Annotated in this window: 17 protein-coding genes; 8 read left to right on the forward strand and 9 right to left on the reverse strand. The window is 52.8% G+C overall.

Going from position 1 to position 23,096, the window contains the following annotated elements; genetic code table 11:
* Positions 1 to 3: 3 nt before the first annotated feature.
* Positions 4 to 921: an AEC family transporter gene (locus F608_RS0109880; RefSeq protein WP_022665472.1), complete on the forward strand. Its 918-nt coding sequence runs from the start codon at positions 4 to 6 to the stop codon at positions 919 to 921.
* On the opposite strand, the gene F608_RS0109885 is transcribed toward F608_RS0109880, so the two are convergent.
* The 6 genes from F608_RS0109885 to F608_RS0109915 form a co-directional block, all read right to left on the reverse strand.
* Positions 913 to 1,449 (reverse strand): hypothetical protein, encoded by a 537-nt coding sequence (locus tag F608_RS0109885; RefSeq protein WP_022665473.1) that lies wholly within the window; start codon positions 1,447 to 1,449, stop codon positions 913 to 915. The two genes, F608_RS0109880 and F608_RS0109885, sit on opposite strands and share 9 nt — an antisense overlap.
* 15 nt (positions 1,450 to 1,464) lie before the next feature.
* Positions 1,465 to 1,788, reverse strand: coding sequence for a hypothetical protein (locus tag F608_RS0109890; RefSeq protein WP_022665474.1), 324 nt, complete (start codon positions 1,786 to 1,788; stop codon positions 1,465 to 1,467).
* A gap of 194 nt (positions 1,789 to 1,982) precedes the next feature.
* The gene (locus tag F608_RS0109895; protein WP_022665475.1) at positions 1,983 to 2,714 is read right to left on the reverse strand and encodes an amino acid ABC transporter ATP-binding protein; all 732 of its coding nucleotides are present in this window, start codon (positions 2,712 to 2,714) and stop codon (positions 1,983 to 1,985) included.
* Positions 2,711 to 3,727 carry an amino acid ABC transporter permease gene (locus tag F608_RS0109900; RefSeq protein WP_022665476.1) on the reverse strand — a complete coding sequence of 339 codons (1,017 nt, stop codon included), beginning with the start codon at positions 3,725 to 3,727 and terminating at the stop codon, positions 2,711 to 2,713. Before F608_RS0109900 ends, F608_RS0109895 begins: the two co-directional genes overlap by 4 nt.
* A gap of 68 nt (positions 3,728 to 3,795) precedes the next feature.
* Complete coding sequence (locus tag F608_RS0109910; protein ID WP_022665477.1) at positions 3,796 to 4,617, reverse strand: transporter substrate-binding domain-containing protein; 822 nt, start codon at positions 4,615 to 4,617, stop codon at positions 3,796 to 3,798.
* Positions 4,618 to 4,647: 30 nt separating this feature from the next.
* Positions 4,648 to 4,965, reverse strand: coding sequence for a hypothetical protein (locus F608_RS0109915; protein WP_022665478.1), 318 nt, complete (start codon positions 4,963 to 4,965; stop codon positions 4,648 to 4,650).
* 285 nt (positions 4,966 to 5,250) lie between these two features.
* On the opposite strand from F608_RS0109915, the gene F608_RS0109925 reads away from it, so the two are divergent.
* Entirely contained in the window at positions 5,251 to 5,868 is a 618-nt protein-coding gene (locus F608_RS0109925) for a metallophosphoesterase family protein (RefSeq protein ID WP_022665480.1), read from the forward strand.
* A gap of 2 nt (positions 5,869 to 5,870) precedes the next feature.
* On the forward strand, positions 5,871 to 6,956 hold the full coding sequence (locus tag F608_RS0109930; RefSeq protein ID WP_022665481.1) for a ParB N-terminal domain-containing protein: 1,086 nt from the start codon (positions 5,871 to 5,873) through the stop codon (positions 6,954 to 6,956).
* Here the strand turns inward: F608_RS0109930 and F608_RS0109935 are convergent.
* Entirely contained in the window at positions 6,953 to 8,731 is a 1,779-nt protein-coding gene (locus F608_RS0109935; protein WP_022665482.1) for an AMP-dependent synthetase/ligase, read from the reverse strand. The genes F608_RS0109930 and F608_RS0109935 overlap by 4 nt on opposite strands.
* Positions 8,732 to 8,962: 231 nt before the next feature.
* A complete protein-coding gene (locus F608_RS31365; RefSeq protein WP_022665483.1) occupies positions 8,963 to 11,137 on the reverse strand; it encodes a methyl-accepting chemotaxis protein in 2,175 nt (724 codons plus the stop codon).
* A gap of 290 nt (positions 11,138 to 11,427) precedes the next feature.
* On the opposite strand from F608_RS31365, the gene F608_RS0109950 reads away from it, so the two are divergent.
* Positions 11,428 to 11,820 carry a NifB/NifX family molybdenum-iron cluster-binding protein gene (locus tag F608_RS0109950; RefSeq protein ID WP_022665485.1) on the forward strand — a complete coding sequence of 131 codons (393 nt, stop codon included), beginning with the start codon at positions 11,428 to 11,430 and terminating at the stop codon, positions 11,818 to 11,820.
* Positions 11,821 to 12,079: 259 nt separating this feature from the next.
* On the opposite strand, the gene F608_RS0109960 is transcribed toward F608_RS0109950, so the two are convergent.
* Positions 12,080 to 13,867 carry a sodium:solute symporter family protein gene (locus F608_RS0109960; protein ID WP_022665487.1) on the reverse strand — a complete coding sequence of 596 codons (1,788 nt, stop codon included), beginning with the start codon at positions 13,865 to 13,867 and terminating at the stop codon, positions 12,080 to 12,082.
* Between the two features lie 358 nt (positions 13,868 to 14,225).
* On the opposite strand from F608_RS0109960, the gene F608_RS0109970 reads away from it, so the two are divergent.
* The 4 genes from F608_RS0109970 (at position 14,226) to F608_RS0109990 (ending at position 22,855) form a co-directional block, all read left to right on the forward strand.
* Positions 14,226 to 17,555, forward strand: a complete 3,330-nt coding sequence (locus tag F608_RS0109970; protein ID WP_022665489.1) for an AfsR/SARP family transcriptional regulator — start codon at positions 14,226 to 14,228, stop codon at positions 17,553 to 17,555.
* 228 nt (positions 17,556 to 17,783) lie between these two features.
* Positions 17,784 to 18,914, forward strand: coding sequence for a class II glutamine amidotransferase domain-containing protein (locus tag F608_RS0109980; protein ID WP_022665491.1), 1,131 nt, complete (start codon positions 17,784 to 17,786; stop codon positions 18,912 to 18,914).
* Positions 18,878 to 20,512 carry a glutamate synthase-related protein gene (locus F608_RS0109985; protein ID WP_022665492.1) on the forward strand — a complete coding sequence of 545 codons (1,635 nt, stop codon included), beginning with the start codon at positions 18,878 to 18,880 and terminating at the stop codon, positions 20,510 to 20,512. Before F608_RS0109980 ends, F608_RS0109985 begins: the two co-directional genes overlap by 37 nt.
* 12 nt (positions 20,513 to 20,524) lie before the next feature.
* The gene (locus F608_RS0109990; RefSeq protein WP_022665493.1) at positions 20,525 to 22,855 is read left to right on the forward strand and encodes an FAD-dependent oxidoreductase; all 2,331 of its coding nucleotides are present in this window, start codon (positions 20,525 to 20,527) and stop codon (positions 22,853 to 22,855) included.
* Positions 22,856 to 23,096: the final 241 nt, after the last annotated feature.

Consider the following 23,096-nt stretch of genomic DNA (forward strand, 5'->3'; position numbering starts at 1 on the left):
ATCATGCTCATATTAAATACCATTTTCCCCCTGTTTGCCCTTCTCATCCTGGGCAGCCTGCTCAAGGGCTGGGGTCTGACCAGCGAGGCGTTCTTAAAAACCTCCGACCGCCTGGTCTACTATATCTTTTTTCCGGCCATGCTCTTCTGGAAACTGGGTTCGGGTTCCGGAGGCGAAGAGGCCAGCCCGGGCCTCTGCGCGGCGGGCGTCCTTGGAGTGGGACTTGTATTCCTTTTAAGCCTGCGGACCCTGAAATCCTTTAAAATTCCCTCTTTTAAGGCCGGGTCCTTTGTCCAGGCCGGGATCCGGTTCAACACCTATATCGGCATGGCCATTGTCCTCAATACCCTGGGAGAGGCCGGGGTCAGACACTTTGGAATCCTGGTGGGAATCGTGATTCCCATGATCAACGTCATGGTGGTTTCCGTTCTGATCTGGCATTCCAGCCAGGACCTGACCCCTTCCAAGAAAACTCTTTTTTTCATCCGGGCCCTGGTTTCCAATCCCCTGATCATCGCCTGTGTCCTGGGTCTGCTCTACTCCCGGACAGATCTCGGATTTCCCGTGTTCATGGACAATACCTTCTCCCTCATGACCGCCGTCACCTTGCCCTTGGCCCTGATTTCCATCGGAGGGACCTTACGCTTCAAGGGGCTGGCAGAACATGCCCGGCTCTCTTTTACAGCGGCCGTTCTCAAACTTGTCATCCTGCCTTTGACCGGATTTATCCTGCTCAAGATCTTTCATGTCACGGGCATTCCCTTTAAAACCGGCATGATCTTTTTCTGTCTTCCCACCTCAACGGCCATTTATGTCCTTTCCGCCCAGCTCAATTCCGACACGGACCTGGCCTCGGCCGCCATCATGCTGTCCACCCTGCTCTCCTTTGTATCCCTGTCCGTTGCCCTGATGCTAGGATGAAATCATTGCCGTCAACCGGGCCTCCAGCCCTTTTTCTCCGATTCCCTTACAATTTTCAAGAATGGATTTCAATACCTCCCGGACAATGGAGGTCTTTGGGCTGGGGGAAAGCAGCTGGACCTCAATGGTCTTCAAATCCATGACCATCTCTTCCAGCCCGGCATAGGAAGAGGTTGATCCTGAAATTCCCTCTTTCAGGTCTGTAAGGATCCTGTTCAGGGATTCTCTTCCCCGTTCCTCCAGAACCCGGCCTTTTCCAAGGGAGAGTTCAGAAGATTCCGGTCCGGATTCCGGTTTCATGTCCAGGGCCTCAAGGCCCTGGATGGTAATCCCGATGCCGCCGGAAAGGGTTTTCAGCTCGGCATATCCCTGGATAAAAAGGGCTTCGGCCATCCTGCCGGCCGGATCTTTTTCCAGCCCTAAGGCCTCCCCGATCTCGTACATGGAGACCTGGGCATCTATATCTCCCCGGGTCCGGGTGTGCAGTTCCAGCAAATAGGCCTTTTCTTGGCGCCCGTTAAAATCCATATTCACTCCTCTTTCTTACTCGCCGCAGTAAAAGTCCATGTACTCGGTAAAATCCCTTCGATACCCCTGATCAAAGCCTTTTAAGAACAGCTCGGAGCGCCGGTCCTCCATGGATCTCATATGGCGGCCGAGGTTCCTCAGCAGTGGAGCCGTAAACTTTCGAAACCTCCAGGGACAGATTTCCTTTATGGCATCCTGCTTGGCCATTTTTTCCGCATAGGCCTCACCTGCACGGTACTCTGCCAGTTCAGCCTTGGAAAGGGAGGCCATGCAGCCGGAAAGAAGCATCACCATACAGGCCAAAACCGCTAAATATCTATTGAGATATAAAATTTTCATCGCAAACCTCCAGATGCATCTGAAAATTTCCTTTTAACGATTTTCTTCCCTGCAGGGAAATTTTCAATTCTTTTTATACATTAACCCTTTTCCCTAAAAATTCAAACACAACCCGGAAAAAACCAGAGGCCGGGCCGGAAAAGTCCGACCCGGCCTCTGGGGAGAATCATATGAAGGGGAAAGATCAGACGATCTTAAAGAATCTGTTTCAGGAAAAGCTTGGTCCGGTCATGGGTGGGAGCGGTAAAAAAGTGCGCCGGCGTTCCCTCCTCAATCACCTGCCCCTCGTCCATGAAGATGACCCGGTCCGCGACTTCACGGGCGAATCCCATTTCATGGGTCACGCAGACCATGGTCATGCCCTCCTTGGCCAGGGTTTTCATGACATCCAGAACCTCGCCGATCATCTCGGGATCCAGGGCGGATGTGGGCTCGTCAAAGAGCATGATCTTGGGGTCCATGGCCAGGGCCCTTGCAATGGCCACCCGCTGCTGCTGGCCGCCGGACAGATTGGAAGGCCAGGCATGGGCTTTATCGGCGATACCGACCTTTTCCAGCAGCATCATGGCCTTTTCTTCCCTCTCCCTTTTGGACCGCTTCCGGACCAGCTTCTGGGCCAGGGTCACATTTCCCAACACGGTCTGGTGGGGAAACAGGTTAAAGGACTGAAACACCATTCCCATCTCCGCCCGGACCGTATTGATATTGGTCTTGGGATCAAAGATGTCCACCCCGTCCACCAGGATCTTTCCGTGATCCGCGGTTTCCAGACGGTTAAGGCATCTTAAAAAGGTGCTTTTCCCGGAGCCGGAGGGACCGATGACCACCACTACCTCCCCGGCTTCAACTGTATTGGAGACATCCACCAGGGCCTTGACCTCGTGGGGGACGTAAAATGTCTTGTAGATATTTTTTACTTCTATCATTTTGTGGCGGTCCTCCTCTCCAGATACTGAACACACATGGAAAGCGTAAAGGTCATGAGCAGGTAGAGTATGGCACATAAAAACCAGAGTTCAAAGGTCTGAAGACTGGTGGTGATCCCCTCCCTTGTCGCCTTGGTCAATTCCCTGATGGAAATCAGGCCCAGCAGGGAGGAGTCCTTGATCAGGTTGATGAACTGGCCGGCCAGGGGCGGCAGAATGGTTTTCAGGGCCTGGGGAAGAACAATATAAAACATGCACTGGAAATAGGTCATTCCCGCAGACCTTGCCGCCTCTATCTGCCCGGGATGGATGGCCTCTATACCGGCCCTGACGATCTCCACTACATAGGCCCCGGTAAAGATGGACAGGGCCATGATCCCGTACCATTCGGGATTGATTTTGGGAAGCCCGTTCATCATTAAGATCTTGTTGATGGTGGTTCCCAGAACAAAGTAAAAAATCATGATCTGGACCAGAAGGGGCGATCCCCGGATAATCTCCACATAGGTCATGGCCGACCATTTCAGTACCGGGGTGTCCGAAACCCGGGCCACCCCGCCGATGATCCCCAGAAAAATGCCGAAGATGGTGGCCAGAAAACTGATCTTCAGGGTGGTCCACAGCCCCTTGGCCAGAATTCCGGGCTTCCAGTTTCCCTCGTACTCGGTGATCTTGTCGCCCGGGGAAATCATATCCCCCTCATCCAGGTCAAAACTGCCCTTGGGGACCGTATAGGTCTGACTCTCTCCGTCCGTTTCTATGACCAGATCAAATTTGTCTCCATTGGCCCGGATAGCAGCAACCTCGCCGGAGTCCTCCGCATAAACGGAAATGGCCTCCTGGTATATAAAATACTTGGGGATCTTGAACCAGCGCCACTGATACTCAACGGCCACGGTTGCATAGTAGACCGAACCTAAAACAATAAACAGCAGAGCAATGAAACCGGCCACAGAGAGCCAATAGGTCATGGGGTTGCTCAGCCGCTTGATATTGGAAATGTTGGATTCCATAAATTTTTACGCCTTAAAAAAACGGGCCGGCAGAAAATTGCCGGCCCTGTTAAACGAAATCAATTGAATTAATTTTTCATGTCTTTGGTCCATTCGTTGGATTTGATCCATTTATCATAGGACCTCTGCCATCTGCCGTCGTTTTTGTACTGGCGGATGAAGTTGTTCAGGAAGTTGAGGAAATCAGGATCTCCCTTTCTGACGGCTATGGCCAGGGGCTCAAAGGTAAAGGGCTTGTTCAGGGCGATGGTCTTTCCTGCTCCGTGCTCGGCCTGGAAGAACTCAATCAGGGGCAGATCGTAGACGGTTGCATCGGCGTTGCCCTGGAGAACTTCCATGCAGGCTTCGGTTTCAACCTCAAAGGATTTGTAGGTGGCCTTGGGGATCATTCTTTTTACAGCCTGTTCCCCGGTGGTTCCGAGCTTGGAGCATACGACGAACTTGGGGTCGTTAAGATCTTTGTAGGACAATACTTTGCCCTCGTGTTTTTTGTTGAGAAGAATGGCCTGGCCTACTACGATGTAGGGAACAGTGAAGTTGATGGCCAGGTTTCTCTCCTGGGTACAGGTCATGCCGGAGATGAGAACGTCGAACTTGTCGGTGATCAGGGCCGGGATAATTCCGTCCCATGCCGTGTTGACGGGCTCGTATTTTACCTTCATGGCCTTTGCAAGGGCCTTGCCCAGGTCAATGTCAAAGCCCATGTAATTTCCCTTGGTATTGGTCATCTCAAAGGGAAGATAACCCGATTCAAAACCCACACGGATCTTTCCGGCCTTAACAATGGACTCAATGGTGGATGTCTTGGCAAGATTGATGTCTGCACCAAATGCCGGAGCGGAAACAAAAATAAATGCCAGTGCAAACAGAGATACTAAAATTTTTTTCATCTTTTCCTCCTAGAAAATTGTTTTTCGGTTTTACAACGTATTGTAATCGCCGTATTCAAATAAAGTCTTAGCATGGATTGAATTTATACTTAACATAATCTTATCAAATGGCAAGCAATATTTCCCCCATCCCCGGAAAACATGGCGGATTTCCGACCGGCCTTTACAGGAAAGCATTGTTATTTTTTTAATTTCCACTCTCCTGCCTGTTCCCACAAAATTCAGGGCCGATTTTTTAGGAACCCTGTCTACCCGGACTTCCATCCCCGGCGCCATAGCGGTTCTCAAAAGAACATGCCGATTCATGCCGGGAGGAGCAAAGATTTTGCGCTCATTCTCGAGAATCATCCATGATTTTCTCCGGGGAGGGATCCCTTCTCCAGGGTTGTCCTGCCGCCCGAAGGAATCCAATCCGCAAAAACCTCTGCTCCTCCCTGGGTCTGGCTCAGTCCAAATGCAGGATGAAAATAAAGGAACATAGTTTTGAGAACCGCGATATCGGCTTGGGCCGTATTGACTTGACACCCTTGATCATCGTATGATTGCCCGGTTTGATCGGGCCCTGCCGGGGCCCGATCAAACCCGAGTCGCAGACAGTTTTATAAACAGATGATGACAAATCAAGCCCGGAAGATGATTAAAAAAAATCCAAAACAGAATGTAAGGATACTCACGGTATCCGACTTTATTGACAAGGACCTGACCCGGATGGTGGAGGAAAAGAGCCTTGGCCCGGTGGACCTGGTCATCTCCTGCGGAGATATGGAGCCAGAATATCTCTCCTTTCTCAAGGACAGGCTTGACACCCCCCTTTTCTACGTCAAGGGGAACCACGATATCCGGTATACAGGAACCAATCCCATGGGCTGTGAAAATATCCACGCCAAGGTGGTCTCCTTTAAAGGCCTCAATATCCTGGGACTTGAGGGCTCCATGTGGTACAATGGGGGGGCAAATCAGTACACCGAAGCCATGATGAAAAGAATCATTTTCGGCATGTGGTTCTCCATTTGGAGAAAAGGCAGGATTCACATGGTGGTGGCCCATGCCTCGCCCAGACATATCCATGACAGGGAGGACCGGTGCCACATCGGGTTTGAAAGCTTTGTCACCCTGATCCGGAAACGGCGTCCCCACTATTTTATCCACGGCCACGTCCATCAGGCATTCGAAAGCCTGGAACAAAGGACCACCCGGGTGGGCGGCACCCGGGTGATCAATACCTGCGGGTTTACCCTATTAGAGGTTTAGCCATGAAAAATTTTTTTAGGAATCTCTTCTCCCCGGAAGACCCTGACAAAGATCAGACCCTTTCCTCTTTTAATGAACAGCAGGCCCAGGAAGAGGATGTGCAGTTCATCGATCATGGTGTAAAGACCGTTCCCCTGGAAAACATCATCGGCAGCGTGGGCAAGTACCATGACTTTGACTCCCAGTTCCGGCCCAAGAGGCATGTGGACTCCAGGAGATTCAGTGAGATCCGCCAGGCCATGAGGGAAGGAACCCGGCTGCCCCCGGTAAAACTCTACCAGATCCGGAAGGACTTTTATGTCCTGGACGGAAACCACCGTGTGTCGGCGGCCAAGGAGCTGGGATGGACCGATATTTCAGCGGATGTGGTGGAGCTGCTCTCCGCCCAGAACACCATGGACAACCTCCTCTACCTGGAAAGGAGAAAATTCTATAAAGAAACAGGACTGCCTGAAACCGTTGATCTCACCGAGGTGGGCAAGTACAATTACCTGGAAACCCAGATCAAAAAGCACCAGGTCTATCTGACCGATCAGTCCGGAAGGGACTGCGACTTAAACAAGGCCGCCAGGGACTGGTACAACACCATCTACCTTCCCCTGACCACCATCATTGAATCCGGCAACCTGCTAAAATACTTTCCCGGACGGACCGTGGGGGATCTGTATACCTATATCTCCTTTCACCACTGGGAAAGAAGCTCCAACAGACGATACGGCATTGGAATCGACCAGTTGATCGCCAAGAGCATGGAAGGCTTCAGAAAAAGCATGCTGGAGAAAAAAACCCCGGATTATCCTGAAATGAAGAGGACCATCACCGCCTTTGTCCTGGTAAACACGGACACCAAGACAGAGTACAAGGTCATTGATCTTCTCTTTGCCATAGAGGAAGTCCGGGAGGTTCATTCGGTTCACGGGACCATTGATATTCTGGTCAAGGTGGTTCTCAAGCGCGATCTTCTGGCCTCGGACGCCGAGGTCATTTCCGAATTCGTGGAGTTTAACATCCGGAAAATTGAGGGAATCAATCGGACCCAGACCATGATTCCGGGAATTTCCAAGGTTAAGGAAGGCTTTGTCTGCTAGTACAAAGTCTCAATCATCCCTTTGTACTTATCGATGATGATATTCTTCTTGAGTTTGAATGTCGGCGTAATCATCTTGTTTTCAATGGTGAATTCCGGGACGATGGCCACCTTCTTAATGGTTTCAAAGGAGGCCAGATCCTGATTTTTCTTTTCAATCTCCCGGTCGATCAGGGATTTTACCTCCGGGCTTTCAAGAAGATCTTCATAGGAATCATGGGTGATCTTGTTTTCTTCGGCCCAGGCCCGGATATTTTCCTCGTCCAGGGTGACCACGGCGGACAGGTATTTTCTCCCTTCCCCCACCACACAGACCTGATTGATATATTTTGAGGTGGCCATGATGCCCTCGATACGGGCCGGGGCGATATTTTTGCCCCCGGCCGTGATAATCAGCTCCTTTTTCCGGCCCGTGATCTTCAGGACGTTGTTTTCATCGATCTCCCCCAGATCACCGGTTTTAAGCCATCCGTCTTCGGTAAAGGTCTCTGCGGTCTGATCCGGCATTTTATAGTACTCTTTCATTACGTTCCGACCCTTGTACAGGACTTCACCGTCATCACCGATCTTATGCTCAATGCCCGGCCCGGGAGGGCCGACCACTCCGAAATCATAGGAATCAGGCCGGTTCACGTTGGAAAAAGAGGTGTTTTCCGTCATTCCGATGCCCTCCAGGATGAGCAGGCCGGCGGCATGGAAGAACCGGGCAATATCAGGATTTAAGGGGGCGGCCCCGCTGATGCACCATTTTACATTCCCCCCCAGGGCCTTGTGGATCTTGGAGAATATCAGCTTAAAGGCCAGCTTGTATTGTAAGCCCAGGACAAGGGGGATGGGCTTTTGGGCCACTTTGTGCTCGCTGACCCGGGACCCGACGTCAACGGCCCAGTTAAACAGTTTCAGGGCCAGCCCCCCCTTGGCTTCCACCCCTGAAATAATCTTGGTATGAATCTTCTCAAAAACCCTGGGAACGCTGACAAACCAGTGGGGGGCGGCCAGCTGGAAATCCTCCAGCAGACTTGTGATGCTTCTGGCAAAGGTGGTCCGGTTGCCGGTCATCACAGCCGAGTTGCAACAGGTCCGGGCAAAAACATGGGCCAGGGGAAGGAAAACAAACATCTCTTCCCTTTCCTCAAATTTAGCGCACTGGTTCACGGACTGGGCCGTAAAGGTGATATTGTCATGGGTCAGCACCACCCCCTTGGGCACCCCGGTGGTTCCGGAGGTATAGACGATGCCGGCCGGGTCCTGGGCCGAAACCTGTTTCATCCTCTCTGTCAATTGAGAATCATCGATATTCTTCCCCAGGTCGAGAAACCGGTCATAGGAGAGGATCCAGTCATCTCCTTCAACATCCCCTTCAAAGAGGATCACCTTTCTGATATTTTGAAGGCTTTCCCTTATCTCAAGGAGCTTATCCAGCTGTTCCCGGTTCTCGGCAAAGACCAGCACCCCGTCCGAGTGGTTGATAATGTACTCGCAGTCCCTGGGCAGATTGGATTGATAGATACCCACGGTTGCCGCGCCAATCATCATGTTTGCATAATCGGTCAATACCCACTGAAAGCAGGTATAGCTCAGGATGTCGACCTTGTCACCAGGTTCTACCCCCATTGCCATGAGGCTTTTGGACACGGCCCTAACCCGGGTGTAAAATTCCTGCCAGGTAATGGATGTGGCCTTGCCCCGGGCATCAAACCATCTATAGGCCTGTTCCCGGGAATACCTGTCAACGGTTTCTTTGAGCATTTCATGAAAATTGGCATACTCTTTCATACATCCTCCTGGTCTCAATTCATCCTATGGCTTTCCTGTGGTTCCAGTCCTGCCCCCTAATGATAGTCGTAATAGTAAACATCATTATTGCAAGAAAACAAGTTTTATTTTCAGAGGGCTGCTTCCCGGGTTTACACAGAGATAAGGGCTTGGAAAAGGGAGCCCTGACCGGAAAACAGGGCCCAAAAAATGAGGCCCTGTCGGGGAGTAGCTAAAAGGTGGCTTATGGTTCTACACCTTGAATTTATCCATCATTCCGGACAGCTTGCCTGCCAGCCCGGACAGATCACTGGCCTTGTTTTTTACCTCTGAACTGGAATCGGCCATCTGGGAAGAGGCCTGGGTGACCTGGGCGATCTCTTCGGATACGCCTTTGGCGGCTATGGATCCCTGGGCCACATTCTCGTTGACCTCTCCCATGCCCTGGGAGGCCTGGGACACATTCTCGGCGATTTCTCCGGTGGTGGCGGACTGCTGGGTCACGGCCGCGGCAATGGTGGATACAATATCGTTCACCTCGTTGACCACCCGGGTGATATTGGTGATCTCCTTGATGGTTCCGTCCGTTGAGGTCTGAATTTCAGTGACCCGTTCCTTGATCTCATTGGATGCATCGGCGGTCTGACCGGCAAGGTCCTTGATCTCATTGGCCACCACGGCGAATCCCTTTCCGGCTTCTCCGGCCCGGGCCGCTTCTATGGTTGCGTTCAGGGCCAGAAGATTCACCTGGGATGAAATATCGGTGATGGTCTCCACCACCTTAAAGATCTCTTTGGCGGCCTTGCCCAGTTCATCCACCTGCCTGGATGCATCCCCTGCCTGGGCAACCGCATCGCCGGTGATGCCCCGGGCCGTTTCCGTGTTCTTGGCGATCTCGTCAATGGTGGCCCGCATTTCCTCTGCAGCCGAGGCAATCATATTGATATTGGTGGCGGCCTCTTCCATGGCCGCAGCCATGGAGTCCATATTGGCGCTCATCTCTTCAGAAGCCGCGGCAACGGTGCCCGCCCGCTGGGAAGTATCTTCCGAGGCCGATCCCATCTGTTCCGAGATGGAGGCCAGGCTTGAGGAAGAATCCGTAAGCAGAATTGTATCCGATTTGATCCCGGCGATCATCTTCTGGATATTTTCGATAAAGGTGTTGAACGATTCGGCCAGTTCCTGGGTTTCATCCCCTGAATTGTCGATAATTCGTTGGGTCAGATCCCCCTCGCCCCGGGCAATGTCCTTTAGCATGTCGATGATGGACCGGATGGGGGCCACGATCCCCCTTGCCACCATGAAATAGGAAATCACCAGGGAGAGCAGGATAATCCCACCGGTGACCGAAACCAATTTGACGATGGCTTTGTTGATCTCACTGCGGATGGCCTTTGCCTGGGCCCCGATTTTGGCATCCACGTCATCGGTATATACACCGGTCCCGATATACCAGTCCCAGTCCTTCAATTTCCGGATATAGGACATCTTGGGCAGGGGAACATCTGAGCCTGGCCTGGGGAAATAATATGTTGTATATCCCCCTTCAGGGCCGCTGTCTCCGGCCTTGATAAAATCCTGTAGGATGAAATTTCCTTTTTTATCCTTTAAATCAATATAGTTCTTTCCCTGTCTCTCCGGCTTTGGCGGCAGCAGGATACAGGTTCCCTTGGAATCATAGATAAAAAAATACCCGGATCCTTTTTCGCCGTATCTCACCGAGCCGATACTGGTCAGGGCATCCTTTTTTAATTCCTCTTCCGTGGATTCCAGGTAAACCCCGCCCCCGATGATCCAGTTCCATGGTTGAAAGAGCTTGACATAGGAGATTTTATCCACAGGCTCATCAAAGCCCGGTTTGGGCCATTTATAATCCACGAATCCGGCCCCCTCCCTTTTGGCCACATCGTCAAATTCCTTAAAGAGATATTTCCCGTCCGGATCCGTGATTCCCCAAAGAGGTTTTCCGTTCAAATCGGGTTTGATGGGATGAAGAACCATGATGCCGTCTGTATCCTGGATCCAGAAATAGCCTTTCCCGTCCGACCCCCAGCGCATCTTTTCGATGATCTTCAAGGCCTCCTGTTTTGAGGCCTCCTCATCCCAGGCATCTGCATTTTCATGGCCCGCCTCAAATACGGAAATCGCCTGGTTTACCACGGCCTTGACCTGGTTCCCGAACTCCTTTCGGACGGCTTCTTTATTTCGCGATGCATCCAGGCGCTCCCGGGCCATGGCATGGGCCGAGTCAATGAGGTCTTTGAGACTCTGTTTTTTCTCCTGCATTACTTGTTTTCGGAATTCCTCAAGGGTGAGTTTCTCTTCGCGTTTAAGCGAAGAAACCGACAGGGCAAGGGACGCGCCCCCTACCAGCAGAAGGCCTGCGATGATCAATATATTCACCTTCACACCAATGTTAAGCTTCATATTACCCTCTCCTTTACCCCAAAACACTGCAGAAATTTTGATTTTTCCCGGAACAGAAACAATTTACTAACAAGGCGATTCAGTTTTTCAGTAGTAACATGTCCCTGACCCCAAGTAAATTTAAAATTTAGGGTTTCCGGGAAAAATTTCATCCTGTTTTCTCCCTATTTCTGCTCCCTACTTACCCACTCCTTGCAATTGACCATTCAGGCCTTATCATATAGTCAAATTTGGTGTATCATCCCCGTAAGGACAGGGGCTTAAGAATAGAACAATCGTGGAGAAAAAAAATGAAAGTTGCATTTCCGGTAAAGGAAAACAAAGGGCTGGAAAGCCGGGTAAGCGAGCATTTCGGGGTAGCCGAGCAATTTCTGGTCGTGGACCTGGAAACCAGAACCTGTGAACTCAGCGAAAACCAGAAAACAAAAGGGGAAAGCGTCAAATGCAAAACCGGGGTTTTTGCCGAAGAGGCCGGCGTGGATGCCGTTATTACGAAATGCCTGGGCGACGGCTCCCAGAGAAGCCTTAACGATTCCAATATCAAGGTATTTGCCGCCCTGAAAGAAACGATCTCGGAGAACCTGGAACTCCTGGAAAAGGGAGAACTCAAGCTATTCCATATGTTTGACCTGTGCCAGGGCAAAAAAAACAAAAAAGAAGGCGGGTGCGGTCATCACCATTAATGGTGAAAGGGCTCCGGCCCGGAGGAAACCATAAGCCGGAGCCCCGGGGATACCTAAAATTGTCCGATCAACTCAATTATCCCCACCATCCCCAGCCAAAAGAGGCTGTGAATAGAATGCAGAAGATTATCGTTGCGATTAGATACTTGTCTTCTAAAGCCATGATCTTTCCCTCCCTGGGATAAAATTCATATTAGAGCCGGAATGCAAAAACCCGCTCCGGTCTTGTTGAGACCGGAGATCCCGCCTGTTTTGCCGGCTATATCGCATCCGCCTCCTTGGTCACATCCAGGGTTTCAATATCGGCCCGCCGGATCTGCTCCTCGGAAGTGGTGGCCATTTCCGCCTTAAAACAAAGGGCCCACATCATGACGATCCCGATGATCCACCAGAGGATCTGCCAGGACCAGATGGCCGGGAATCCGCAGAAGGTAAACCCGGTGTTGCCGATGAGCACTCCGGGTCCCAGGGCGAAGAAAAACCAGACCGGAACCAGGATCTTCATCCTGGAGCGCCATTTTCTGCCCTTCTCGCTGGGAGCGTCCACGCTGTCCAGCCAGTCCCGGACTTCCTGCTGGCGGTGCAGGGTTTTCTCCGAGTCCTTGAAGCCCAGCGCCCGGCAAAGATACGCCACGGCCAGGGCCGTGAAAATTCCCCAGCCCGCCGTATGGATGGACAGGGGATATTGGTAGATATAATAGGTGATAAAACAGACCACGATGGCCGAGATCAGCCCCAGGACCACGCCGATTGAAGGGAATTTAAACCCCCAGTGCACCCCCATGAGGGCCAGGTACATGATGGTGCCGAAGGCCGTGGCAAAGCCGCCGATCATGACAATGGCGTCGGTGGAAGTAAGGCTGACCACCACGGCGGCACAGGCAAGGATGGTGGCAAAGATCCGGTTGGTCCAGATCTGTTCGGCATGGGATCCCCCCTGTTTCCTGACGTACCGCCACCAGAAATCCCGCTGGATGATTGTGCCTCCGGTACCGATATAGGGGGCGGCCGTGGAGTGGATGGCCGCAATGGCCCCCAGGAATACAATTCCCAGGACCGGGCCGGGAAGGAATTTCACCATGAGCATGGGCACCACGTCACCGTCCACCTTGGGCGCGATTTCCCCGGCCATCTGAAGGATCCGGGCCCCCATGCCCTGGAAGGCCGTAAAAAAGAACAGGCAGATCCCCACCACAAAGGTGGACATGAAGACCTGCTGCCATGCCAGGGCCTTGGGATTGACCATGCCGAAGTTCCACAGGGTAAAGGCCGGAGAGGACTGGATGCCCATGAGGGCAAACGTATAGGTCAGGATCATGACCGCAGTCCACCCTCCGGATCCCAGCCCGAAGTGGATCAGCCCCGGAACGCTGGTATACTTGCTGTCCAGGGTCTGGATGGATTGGGTGAGCCCGGACCATCCCCCGATGAGATCGGATTTAAGCACAAAGAATCCCAGGAGAACGATCCCTGAGACCAGGAGGCAGAACTGAACCACCCCGACCCAGGTGGAGGCTTTTAAGCCTCCTGTGACCACGTAGAACCAGACGATAAAGGCGATAAAAACCAGGCCGTAGTTCTCGGGGATGCCGGCCACCCAGTAAAAGAGTTTGGCCGCAGTAATGAGCTGGAGACCCGAGTAAAAAATGGAATAGAGAAAAGCAGCCACCACGGTGAGCCATCGAACCGCTTCGTTGTTATAGTAATAGGCAAACATATCGCCGGGGGTGATAAATCCGTATCGTTTCCCCAAAAGCCAGTTCCGCTTGGCAAAAAAGGTTCCGGTAATGGGAATGGTCAAAACGTACATGGAAGCAAAGGCATAGACCAGTCCGGCACTCCAGATGAGGCCGGGATGCCCCACAAAGGTCCAGCCGGAAAAGGATGCTGCCGTGGCTGCCATCAAAAATGCGATAAACGGGATGGAACGCCCGGCAACGCTGTAGCCGGAGGCGGTTTTTTCCGTAAAAAAACCCCTCAGCCCCCACCAGAAGCAATACACGATGTAGAGCCCCAGTAAAAGAAAAACCCAGGTTCTTGGTTCCATAACAAAGCCCCTCCTTTTTTTCGATTGATCGTTAAATTGATCGGTTTCAACCCACTTGGGACAAATTTCACCTCCTTTCTTTTTTGGTTACCTGAAATCAGAGTCTTTCTTGGGAAAACACTCCTGATTGAAGAACCCATTGGGCTTACATAAAACCGGGCAACTAAACCCGGCCTAGACCAGTCCTAAACCAGACTAAATTTTTAACTAAATTATTGGTTTTTAAATATTTTTTCTTGCAACCCGTCTCTTTTTACGCATATATTTATCTTCAAAGATCTCCTTTTCTTTTTTCTGCGCTGGATTCTTAAAGCCGTTCAATTTACTGATGTTCACTTTTCCAAGGAACAAAAGGCCCATGGATTCCATTGAACCCAAATTGATATCAAAACTGACCCGGCCCCGGCCCACGGGGATCATCCACAGACAGGGCCTGGATTCCCTGGTACGGGACATCCCTGAGAGAAAGCTGACCCTTGTCACGGCCGGACCGGGTTTCGGGAAGACCGTGTTTGTTGCCCAGGCCGTCTCAAGCCTCGGCATGGAGAGCCTCTGGTTCCGGTCCGATGATTCAGATACGGACCTGGAAATTTTCCTGGGTTATCTTGCCGAGGGGATCCGGTCCCATTATCCCGGTTTTTTTGACACCGGATCAAAATCTTCAGAGATCGATTCCCTGATCAACCGCTTTATTTTTGAGCTTGAAAAAAACATTAAAAATGACTTTCTCATGGTCCTGGACGATTATGATTTCATCCAGAAACAGCCGGATATGGTTCTGTTTTTCCAGACCCTTCTGGACCGGGTGATTCCCTATATCCATATCATCTTGATCAGCCGGACCGATCCGGGGCCTGCCCTTGGGGACCCGGATTTCAACCCGGGACCCGGTCTCAGGTACTCCAAGCTCATGGCCGGCCGGCAGGGTTTGATCATAACCGAGAAGGACCTGGTATTTTCCCCCCGGGAGATCAGCAGATTCTTTGAGGACATCCTGGACCTGCCCCTGGACCCCAGATCCGTTGACCTGCTGCATGGAAAAACAGGGGGCTGGATATCGGGCCTGATCCTGTTTCACCAGATCCTGAGGAACGGCATTGATCCCCTGGAAACCGCCGCCGGATTCAAAGGCTCCCAGAGAATGATCTCAAATTACTTTGACGAAAATGTTTTTCTTTTCCTGCCAAAAGCCGTCCAGGACTTTCTGCCCAAAACGGCCATTCTTGACCAGCTTCGGGTGGACTTCTGCAATGCCCTCCTGGGCATTGGAAATGCCCGGCAGATCCTGACCTATCTTGAGGATTCTCATTTTTTCACCTTTGCCGCAGACCCGGACCGGGCCTGTTTTTTCTTTCACCCCCTTTTCCGGGAATTTTTACAGGCAAAACTGGAGATGACGGTTCCCGGGGATGAGATACTGGAACTCCACAACCGGGCTGCCCGGCTCTATGAAAAAAATGAACAGGGGCAGGAGGCCCTGAAAAGCCACATTCTGGCCGGGAACATTGAAGATGCCTCCCGTCTTCTGAACATCCTGGCAAGGCCCATGATCAAACAGGGGCGCCCCCAGATCATAAAATCCCTGCTGTCCAGCATCCCCGAACATTACATGGATGACGAACCCTGGTTCCAGTATCTTCAGGCCGGGTATTACGGACTGTGCAACCAGCTCAACCTGGCTGTCCAGGGATATGAAAAAGTACTCAAGGTATTCCGGAAAAACAAGGATGAACAGGGGGAGTGCCTCTGCAGGATGGAACTGGCCGAGTACTACATGTCCACAGGAGATTTAAAGCGCTCGGAGCTTGCCTATAAAAAGATCCTGGGAAAAAACCGGCTGGACCCCTACCTGACCATCATCGTCATGGGCTACCTCATCCGGGTGCTCACCCTTTCCAGAAGGACCGGGGAGGCGGACAAATTTGCCAGACAGGCCATTTCACTCCTGCCGGAACTTAACGATCCGGTTTCGCTCAACATGGGAAGGGGATGGATAACCGTGGCCCAGGGCTTCAGGCATGCCTTTTCCGGAAACTACCACAGGGCCATGGAGCTGGCTGAAAGCTCCATCTCCCTTTTTAATGGCGCCGGCCAGTACCGGTTCATGTTTTCCAGCTATTTTCTCATCTCCTATTCCTGTTTTTACCTGGGACTTTTCCCAAAGGGCATGGCCGCAGCCCGGCAGGGGGCGGATCTTGACCTGGAAAAAAGGGGGTTTGATGAATTTTCCATTTTTTTAACCCTGCTTTTTGCCAGGAACCATCTGGAAACCAAAGATATTTCACAGGATCAGGTTCTGGGGGCCATTAAAGCGTGTAAAAAAAGCCTGGAGTCCTTTCAGATCAACCGGTTTCCCGAAGGGGAGGCCCAGGCCTTTCTGGTTCTCCACAAGGCCTATACCAAGGCAGGAAACCTGGCAGAGGCCGAACAGAGCCTGAGGAGGGGAATCAAGGTCCTGGACCGCCATGACATGCCCCTGATTAAAAACGAGCTGAAAGTGGCCCTGTCCCAGCTTTTGTTTTTTGACCGGAACCCGGGCTCCAACCGGGAAGCCATGGCCCTGTTAAAGGATGCAGAGCAGAAACTGCTCTATTCGGGCTGGCACATCTCCTGGATTTCCAGGATCTATGCCCGGTATTACTGGGAGCGCGGCCACAGGGAAACCGCATTCAAGTATATCGTCTACAGCCTTAAAATCAGCGAGGAAGAGGGGTTTGACACCTGGATCATATCCGAAGCCTCCTGGATCCTTCCCCTGATGGCCGAACTTCTTGCGGTCAATGCCATGGAAAAGTATATCAAACGGCTGATCCCGAAAATGGGCAGGAAGGCCCGGGAGCAACTGGAGCTTTTAAAACAGCAGGGCCCCGGGAGAATTCAAAGGGCCGCCACAGAAATGCTCTCCCTGGTCCCGCAAAAACCGGTTCCCCCGATCCGGGCCCATTTTTTCGGCCGGTTCAAAGCCTTTCTGGGAGAGGAGCCGATTCCTGAAATTCGATGGAAAAGCAAAAAGGCCAGAACCCTGTTTAAATATCTTTTGTGCATGCGCCGCAAGGGCTACCTGGACAAGGAGATCCTCATGGAGCTTCTCTGGCCGGATGAAGATCCCCAGAAAAGCGCCCAGCGGTTCCACGTGGCCCTGGCCGCCCTGAGAAAGGCCCTGGAGCCCGGAATTTCAAAGGGGGTGAAATCCTCCTATATTAAAAGATCCGGTCCTTGCTACCGGATTGACCCGGGAGAAGAGGGTAGGATTGATATTGAAGCCTTTTCCTCGGCTTTTCAAAGGGCAAAAACCGAAAAAGAGCCGGAAAGGGCCGCAGCCCTTTTTAAAGAGGCCGAAGCCCTTTACCAGGGTCCTTTTCTGGAAGAGGACCTCTATGAAGACTGGTGCGCCCGGGAACGGGAACAATACCGGCAGGCCTATTTATCCGCCCTTAAAAACATTATTGCCTTCCATGACGGGAAAAAAGAGTATCAGGAGTGTATCCGGTTTGCGGAGAAATACCTGAAGACAGACCACTACTCCGAGACCCTTGTCCGTTCCCTGATGAGATACTATGCCCTGGACGGGAACCGGACCATGGTCAGCCGGGTATATGAAAACTTTAAAACCAGGGTGCAAAGAGAACTCAACTGCAGCCTGAGTGATGAAACTCTGTCCCTGTACCGGAAGCTGGCAGCCGTTTAAACGGTTTGGAATCCCTTTGGTTTTACACAATACTATTTAATTAAATTTAATAATACTGAATTATTCCAAGGCTGGATCTTCAGGTTTCCCAAGAGATCCCGCCTTTTTCCCACCTTGTAACTGCCTGAAAAAAATAATTAAAATCATTGACAGCTTTTTCATTAACCTTTAAATTGAAACTTTTGAAAAATCGGTTTTGCCCATTTGCAAAGAACAAGGAGAGTATATATGTGTCGTTTATTCGCACTCACCAGCAAGGACCCGGTTTCTCCCATGCTCGCCATCAAGGCCCTGGATGTCATGAAAGAGGGACATGACGGATCCGGCGTGGGTCTGTTGCTCCAGGATCTTGGCGGACCCTTTGAAGAGATCAAGGACTGCCCCATTTTATCGGGCATTTTCAGTGAAGAGGGCATCCGCCGCCTGGACCTTTTCATGATGGACCAGGGGTTCCTGACCAAATACAAGATCTCCTTGAAAGTTCCTAAAAAAGCTGTGGAAGGAATCCCCAGAAGGGGTCTATACCTGATCCGGGCCTATGAACTGCCCGAGCACTGGGACGGACTGGAGCCGGAGGAAATTGCCGCCCGGCTGTCAGACATTCGGCTGAAAATCCGCGAAATGGGGGAAGAGAAAAAGGACATGATCGTGTTCTCTTTCTGGCCCGACACCATCATGATCAAGGAAATCGGGGATCCCATGCAGCTGGCCCAATACCTGGGCCTGGACAGGAAAGAACTCCATGCCCGGGTGATCATGGCCCAGGGCCGGCAGAACACCAATTACGCCATCAATCTCTATGCCTGCCACCCCTTTTTCCTCAAAGGGTATTGCACCATGACCAACGGAGAGAACACCGCCTTTATCCCCATCAAGGATTTTCTCACCTCCAGGGGAATCCCCGAATACACCGGATATCAGTCCGACTCCGAGGTGTTTGCCCATATTCTCCACTACTCCATGGTGGAACTGGACCTGGGAATAGACGGTTACAAACATGTGATCACCCCTCTCCAGAGGGAGGATCTGGAAAGCCATCCCAATGCGGAATTCCTATTTCATCTCAAACGAACCTGCCGTCCCCTGACCATTGACGGGCCCAACTGCGTCATCGGCACCCTGCCCGACCATTCTATTTTCATGGTCCAGGACCGTAAAAAGCTCCGGCCCGGCGTCGTGGGAGGCAAACCGGGAATGTACGGTTTTTCCTCGGAGATCTGCGGCCTGGACGCCGTAATCCCGGACCGGGACAAATCAAAAGATATTCAACCCATGCACTTGGACACTGCCATTGTCAGCCCTGAACGCCAGGAGGTAAATATATGTCGTCAAACAGAAGCCTTGAGCCTTCCTCTTTAAGCCTTAACGATCTGCCCTGGCAGATCCAATATAACAACGAACGGTGTACGCTCTGCGGACAATGCACAGCGGTCTGTCCGGTCAAAGCCATAGAACTGGGGGTCTTTCGGAAAAGACATCTGCGGACATCGGTGAACCAGGCCCATGACCCATCCAATGAATATGCCGTATTTTACGGCATCCAGCAGAAGACCCGGGTGGAAAACGCCTGTATCGGATGCGCCATGTGCACCATGGCCTGCCCCAACGATGCCATCCATCCCGTCAAAAACCCGGGGCTGGACCGGATGAAATTTCATATCAACCAGAAAGGGGTTCCCAGAAGAAGGGGAGGCCGGAGAAACGCCTCTTTTTCCGTTCTCGACCGGATCAAGTTCACCCGGATCTCCATGCTCACGGACCCAGCCCTGGATGCCGGCCGCCACGAGTTTGAAATGCGGACCCTTCTGGGCAGGGTGCTTTCCCCCCGGGAGAACATGAAGCGGCTCAAGGAAAAGGGCTGGATTCCCCCGGTCCGGGAGATCTATCCTTTGATCATCGGCGGCATGTCCTTTGGCGCCCTCTCCCCCACCATGTGGGAAGGACTCCAGATGGGGGTGGCCTACCTGAACGAGGAACTGAACATGCCCGTGCGCATGTGTACGGGAGAGGGCGGATGCCCGCCCCGGCTCTTAAGGTCCAGGTTCCTCAAATACGTCATCCTCCAAATCGCGTCCGGGTATTTTGGCTGGGACGAGATCATCCATGCCATCCCCCATATGAAGGAAGACCCCTGCGCCATTGAAATCAAGTACGGCCAGGGCGCCAAACCCGGGGACGGCGGGCTTCTGATGTGGCATAAGGTCAATAAACTCATTGCCGCCATCCGCGGGGTGCCCCAGGGCGTGAGCCTGCCCAGCCCCCCCACCCATCAGACCCAGTACTCCATTGAAGAGTCCGTGGCCAAGATGATCCTGTCCATGTCCATGGCCTGGGGATTCCGGGTGCCGGTCTATCCCAAGATCTCGGCATCCTCCACCTCCCTTGCCGTGCTCAACAACCTGACCCGGAACGACTATGCATCCGGACTGGCCATTGACGGCGAGGACGGAGGGACAGGGGCTGCCTATTCCGTGTCCATGGATCACATGGGCCATCCCATTGCCTCCTGTATCCGGGACAACTATTTGAACCTGACCAAGATCGGCAAGCAGAATGAAGTGCCCATATTTGCCGGGGGCGGGATCGGGAAAAACGGGAATATCGCGGCCAATGCCGCGGCCCTGATCATGCTGGGGGCCTCCGGGGTCCAGATCGGGAAATACGTGATGCAGGCCGCGGCCGGGTGCGTGGGCACCGAAGAAGACCGGTGCAATGTCTGCAACGTGGGGGTCTGCCCCAAGGGCATCACCTCCCAAGACCCCAGGCTTTACCGGCGCCTGGATCCCGAAGATGTGGCCCAGAGGGTCGTGGATCTTTTTATCTCCTTTGACACGGAACTCAAGAAGATCGTAGCCCCCCTGGGAAGATCCACTTCTCTTCCCATCGGCATGTCCGATGCCCTTGGAATTGATGATCATGCTGTAGCGGAACGCCTCAGTATCAAGTATGTGGTTTAAAAGGAGGCTGATATGAAAACCGATAACTATATCTATATATCCGGCAAGAGAGAAGACAAAAGAGTCCCGTCCAGGGTGCTGGAGGAAATCATCCACCAGCATATCCAGTCCGGACAGAAAAAGCTGGAAATCGAAGCATTCGGCCAGCACGGCATCGGCGGAAGGCTCTGGGACGCCGGCAAAAAAACCACCCATATTCGGATTCTCGGCCATTCAGGCCAGCGCACCGGCTCCCTGGGAAACACCAATACCAAAATAGAGGTCATGGGACCGGCCTCGGATGATATCGGCTGGCTCAATGCCGGGGCGGAAATCGTGGTCCACGGCAATGCCTCCAACGGCGCCATGAACGGCGCGGCCCAGGGAAAGGTCTACATCGGCGGCTCCATCGGGGCCCGGGGCATGACCATGACCAAGCACAACCCCAGGTTTGAACCTCCTGAACTCTGGATTCTGGGAGCGGCCGGGGATTACTTCGGTGAATTCATGGCCGGCGGCATTGCCGTGATCTGCGGCCATGGATTTGACGCAAAGGACCCTGTAATGGGCTACCGTCCCCTGGTGGGCATGGTGGGCGGCAAGGCCTTTGTCCGGGGCAGCGTGAAAGGATACAGTGAAAAGGATGCCAAGCTCGTTCCCATGTCGGATAAGGACTGGGACTGGCTGCTGGAGAACCTGAAGGTCTTTTTAAAGAAAATCGACCGGGCCGATCTTTTCAATGCCCTGTCCCACCGGCCTGACTGGCAGGTCCTTGTGTCCAAATCCCCCCAGGAAAAATCCCTGGGAAATGAACTGCTTTCCATGGCGGCCTTCAGAACCGAAGTCTGGGACAGGGAACTGGGACGGGGCGGACTCATCGGAGATCTCCAGGAAACCCAGAGGGGAACCATCCCCCTCATTGCCAAGGGGGATTTGAGAAGATACATACCGGTCTGGGAGCAGGGAAGATATCTCTCCCCCTGCCAGGCCGCCTGCCCCACCGGGATTCCCGTCCAGGACCGCTGGGCCATGGTAAGGGCCGACAACATCGACGAAGCCATCTCCATGGGCCTGGAGCATTCCCCTTTGCCGGCCACGGTCTGCGGCTATCTCTGCCCCAGTCCCTGCATGGCATCCTGCACCCGGAACATGGAATCCATGAATCCCATTGACGTCAGACTCCTGGGAAAGGCCGGGGAAAGCATAAAGCCCCCCAAACCGGCCAAAAAGACCCATAAAAAGGTGGCCGTCATCGGTACCGGCCCCGGCGGTCTGGCCGCGGCCTGGCACCTGACCCTCCAGGGTCACACCGCGGTTATGTTTGACACGGGCAGCGACATCGGCGGAAAGATCTCCAAGGTGATTCCGGAATCCCGGATTCCCAAAAAAACCCTGGAGGCAGAGCTGAACCGGATCAAAAAACTGATTCCGGATATCCGGCTGGACCAGACCATTGATCCCGAGGAGTTCTCCAGGATCAAATCCGAATACGATTTTACCGTTGTGGCGGCCGGGGCCGGAAGACCCAGGACCCTGCCCTTGCCCGGCATTGAAAATGCCCGGTTTGCCAATGACTTTCTGGAAAAAGCCAAAACCGCTTCCTTTGATCCGGGCAAGAAGATCCTCATCATCGGAGCCGGGAATGTGGGATGCGACGTGGCCACGGAAGCCCACCGCCTGGGGGCCAGAGACATCACCCTCATCGATGTCCAGAAGCCTGCCGCATTTGGCAAGGAAAAAGAGGATGCAAAAAAATGCGGCGCCAAATTCAAATGGCCCCTGTTTACCAAAGAGATCACCAAAGAAGGGGTGGTTCTTGAGGACGGCAAGCTGCTCCGGGCCGACACCGTGGTTGTCTCCATCGGAGACGTGCCTGACCTGGATTTCATGGGGGAGGAAATTGAACTCAAGAACGGGTTTGTCTCCGTGGATCCACTGGGAGCGACCTCGGATCCCAAGGTCTTTGCCATCGGGGATATCGTGGCCCCGGGCCTGATCACCGACGCCATCGGCATGGGAAAAAGAGCGGCCCAGGCCATTGATCAGATGCTTTCCGGAAAAGATCCCGGGCTGGGAGAGATCCTCCCCATGATTCCCAAGGAAAGGGTCAACCTGGCATATTACGATCCCAGGAAAAACGCCAATACCATGGCAGACTGCGGGGCGGACTGCGCCTCCTGCGGCAACTGCCGGGACTGCGGCATCTGCGTGGCCGTATGTCCGGAAGCCGCCATCTCCCGGGCCGATCTGGGCAAAGGCGGATTTGAGTACCAGGTGGACGAAAACAAATGCATTGGATGCGGATTCTGCGCCGGGGCCTGCCCCTGCGGCATCTGGGACCTGGTGCCCAATACGCCCATGTAAGGCAATGAATATTTAAGAATTAAAAATTAAAAATTGAGGTTGCTTCGCAGCCCTTTGTTGAATATGCATGAGGCCGGGTACCCGGCCTCATCCTTTTAAAGAACCTGGGTAGGAACCTCGTATCCGGCTTTATTCCTCTCCACCAATATCTTTACCCCCCCCCCCGGGGGGGGAGCTGTTCCCCGGAATTCACCGGCATCATGAAAACCCACCATTCTGGTGGTTATCTTGAGTCTTGACA

The organism is Desulfospira joergensenii DSM 10085, from assembly GCF_000420085.1.
GTDB classification, from domain to species: domain Bacteria; phylum Desulfobacterota; class Desulfobacteria; order Desulfobacterales; family Desulfobacteraceae; genus Desulfospira; species Desulfospira joergensenii.

Bases quoted from the DNA above. Each gene is read 5' to 3' on its own strand.
- F608_RS0109935 (WP_022665482.1), bottom strand. From the start codon at position 8,731: ATGAAAGAGTATGCCAATTTTCATGAAATGCTCAAAGAAACCGTTGAC.
- F608_RS0109950 (WP_022665485.1), top strand. From the start codon at position 11,428: ATGAAAGTTGCATTTCCGGTAAAGGAAAACAAAGGGCTGGAAAGCCGG.
- F608_RS0109895 (WP_022665475.1), bottom strand. From the start codon at position 2,714: ATGATAGAAGTAAAAAATATCTACAAGACATTTTACGTCCCCCACGAG.
- F608_RS0109960 (WP_022665487.1), bottom strand. From the start codon at position 13,867: ATGGAACCAAGAACCTGGGTTTTTCTTTTACTGGGGCTCTACATCGTG.
- F608_RS0109970 (WP_022665489.1), top strand. From the start codon at position 14,226: ATGGATTCCATTGAACCCAAATTGATATCAAAACTGACCCGGCCCCGG.
- F608_RS0109990 (WP_022665493.1), top strand. From the start codon at position 20,525: ATGAAAACCGATAACTATATCTATATATCCGGCAAGAGAGAAGACAAA.
- F608_RS0109930 (WP_022665481.1), top strand. From the start codon at position 5,871: ATGAAAAATTTTTTTAGGAATCTCTTCTCCCCGGAAGACCCTGACAAA.
- F608_RS0109900 (WP_022665476.1), bottom strand. From the start codon at position 3,727: ATGGAATCCAACATTTCCAATATCAAGCGGCTGAGCAACCCCATGACC.
- F608_RS0109885 (WP_022665473.1), bottom strand. From the start codon at position 1,449: ATGGATTTTAACGGGCGCCAAGAAAAGGCCTATTTGCTGGAACTGCAC.
- F608_RS0109925 (WP_022665480.1), top strand. From the start codon at position 5,251: ATGATTAAAAAAAATCCAAAACAGAATGTAAGGATACTCACGGTATCC.
- F608_RS0109880 (WP_022665472.1), top strand. From the start codon at position 4: ATGCTCATATTAAATACCATTTTCCCCCTGTTTGCCCTTCTCATCCTG.
- F608_RS0109985 (WP_022665492.1), top strand. From the start codon at position 18,878: ATGTCGTCAAACAGAAGCCTTGAGCCTTCCTCTTTAAGCCTTAACGAT.
- F608_RS0109980 (WP_022665491.1), top strand. From the start codon at position 17,784: ATGTGTCGTTTATTCGCACTCACCAGCAAGGACCCGGTTTCTCCCATG.
- F608_RS0109890 (WP_022665474.1), bottom strand. From the start codon at position 1,788: ATGAAAATTTTATATCTCAATAGATATTTAGCGGTTTTGGCCTGTATG.
- F608_RS0109915 (WP_022665478.1), bottom strand. From the start codon at position 4,965: ATGATTCTCGAGAATGAGCGCAAAATCTTTGCTCCTCCCGGCATGAAT.
- F608_RS31365 (WP_022665483.1), bottom strand. From the start codon at position 11,137: ATGAAGCTTAACATTGGTGTGAAGGTGAATATATTGATCATCGCAGGC.
- F608_RS0109910 (WP_022665477.1), bottom strand. From the start codon at position 4,617: ATGAAAAAAATTTTAGTATCTCTGTTTGCACTGGCATTTATTTTTGTT.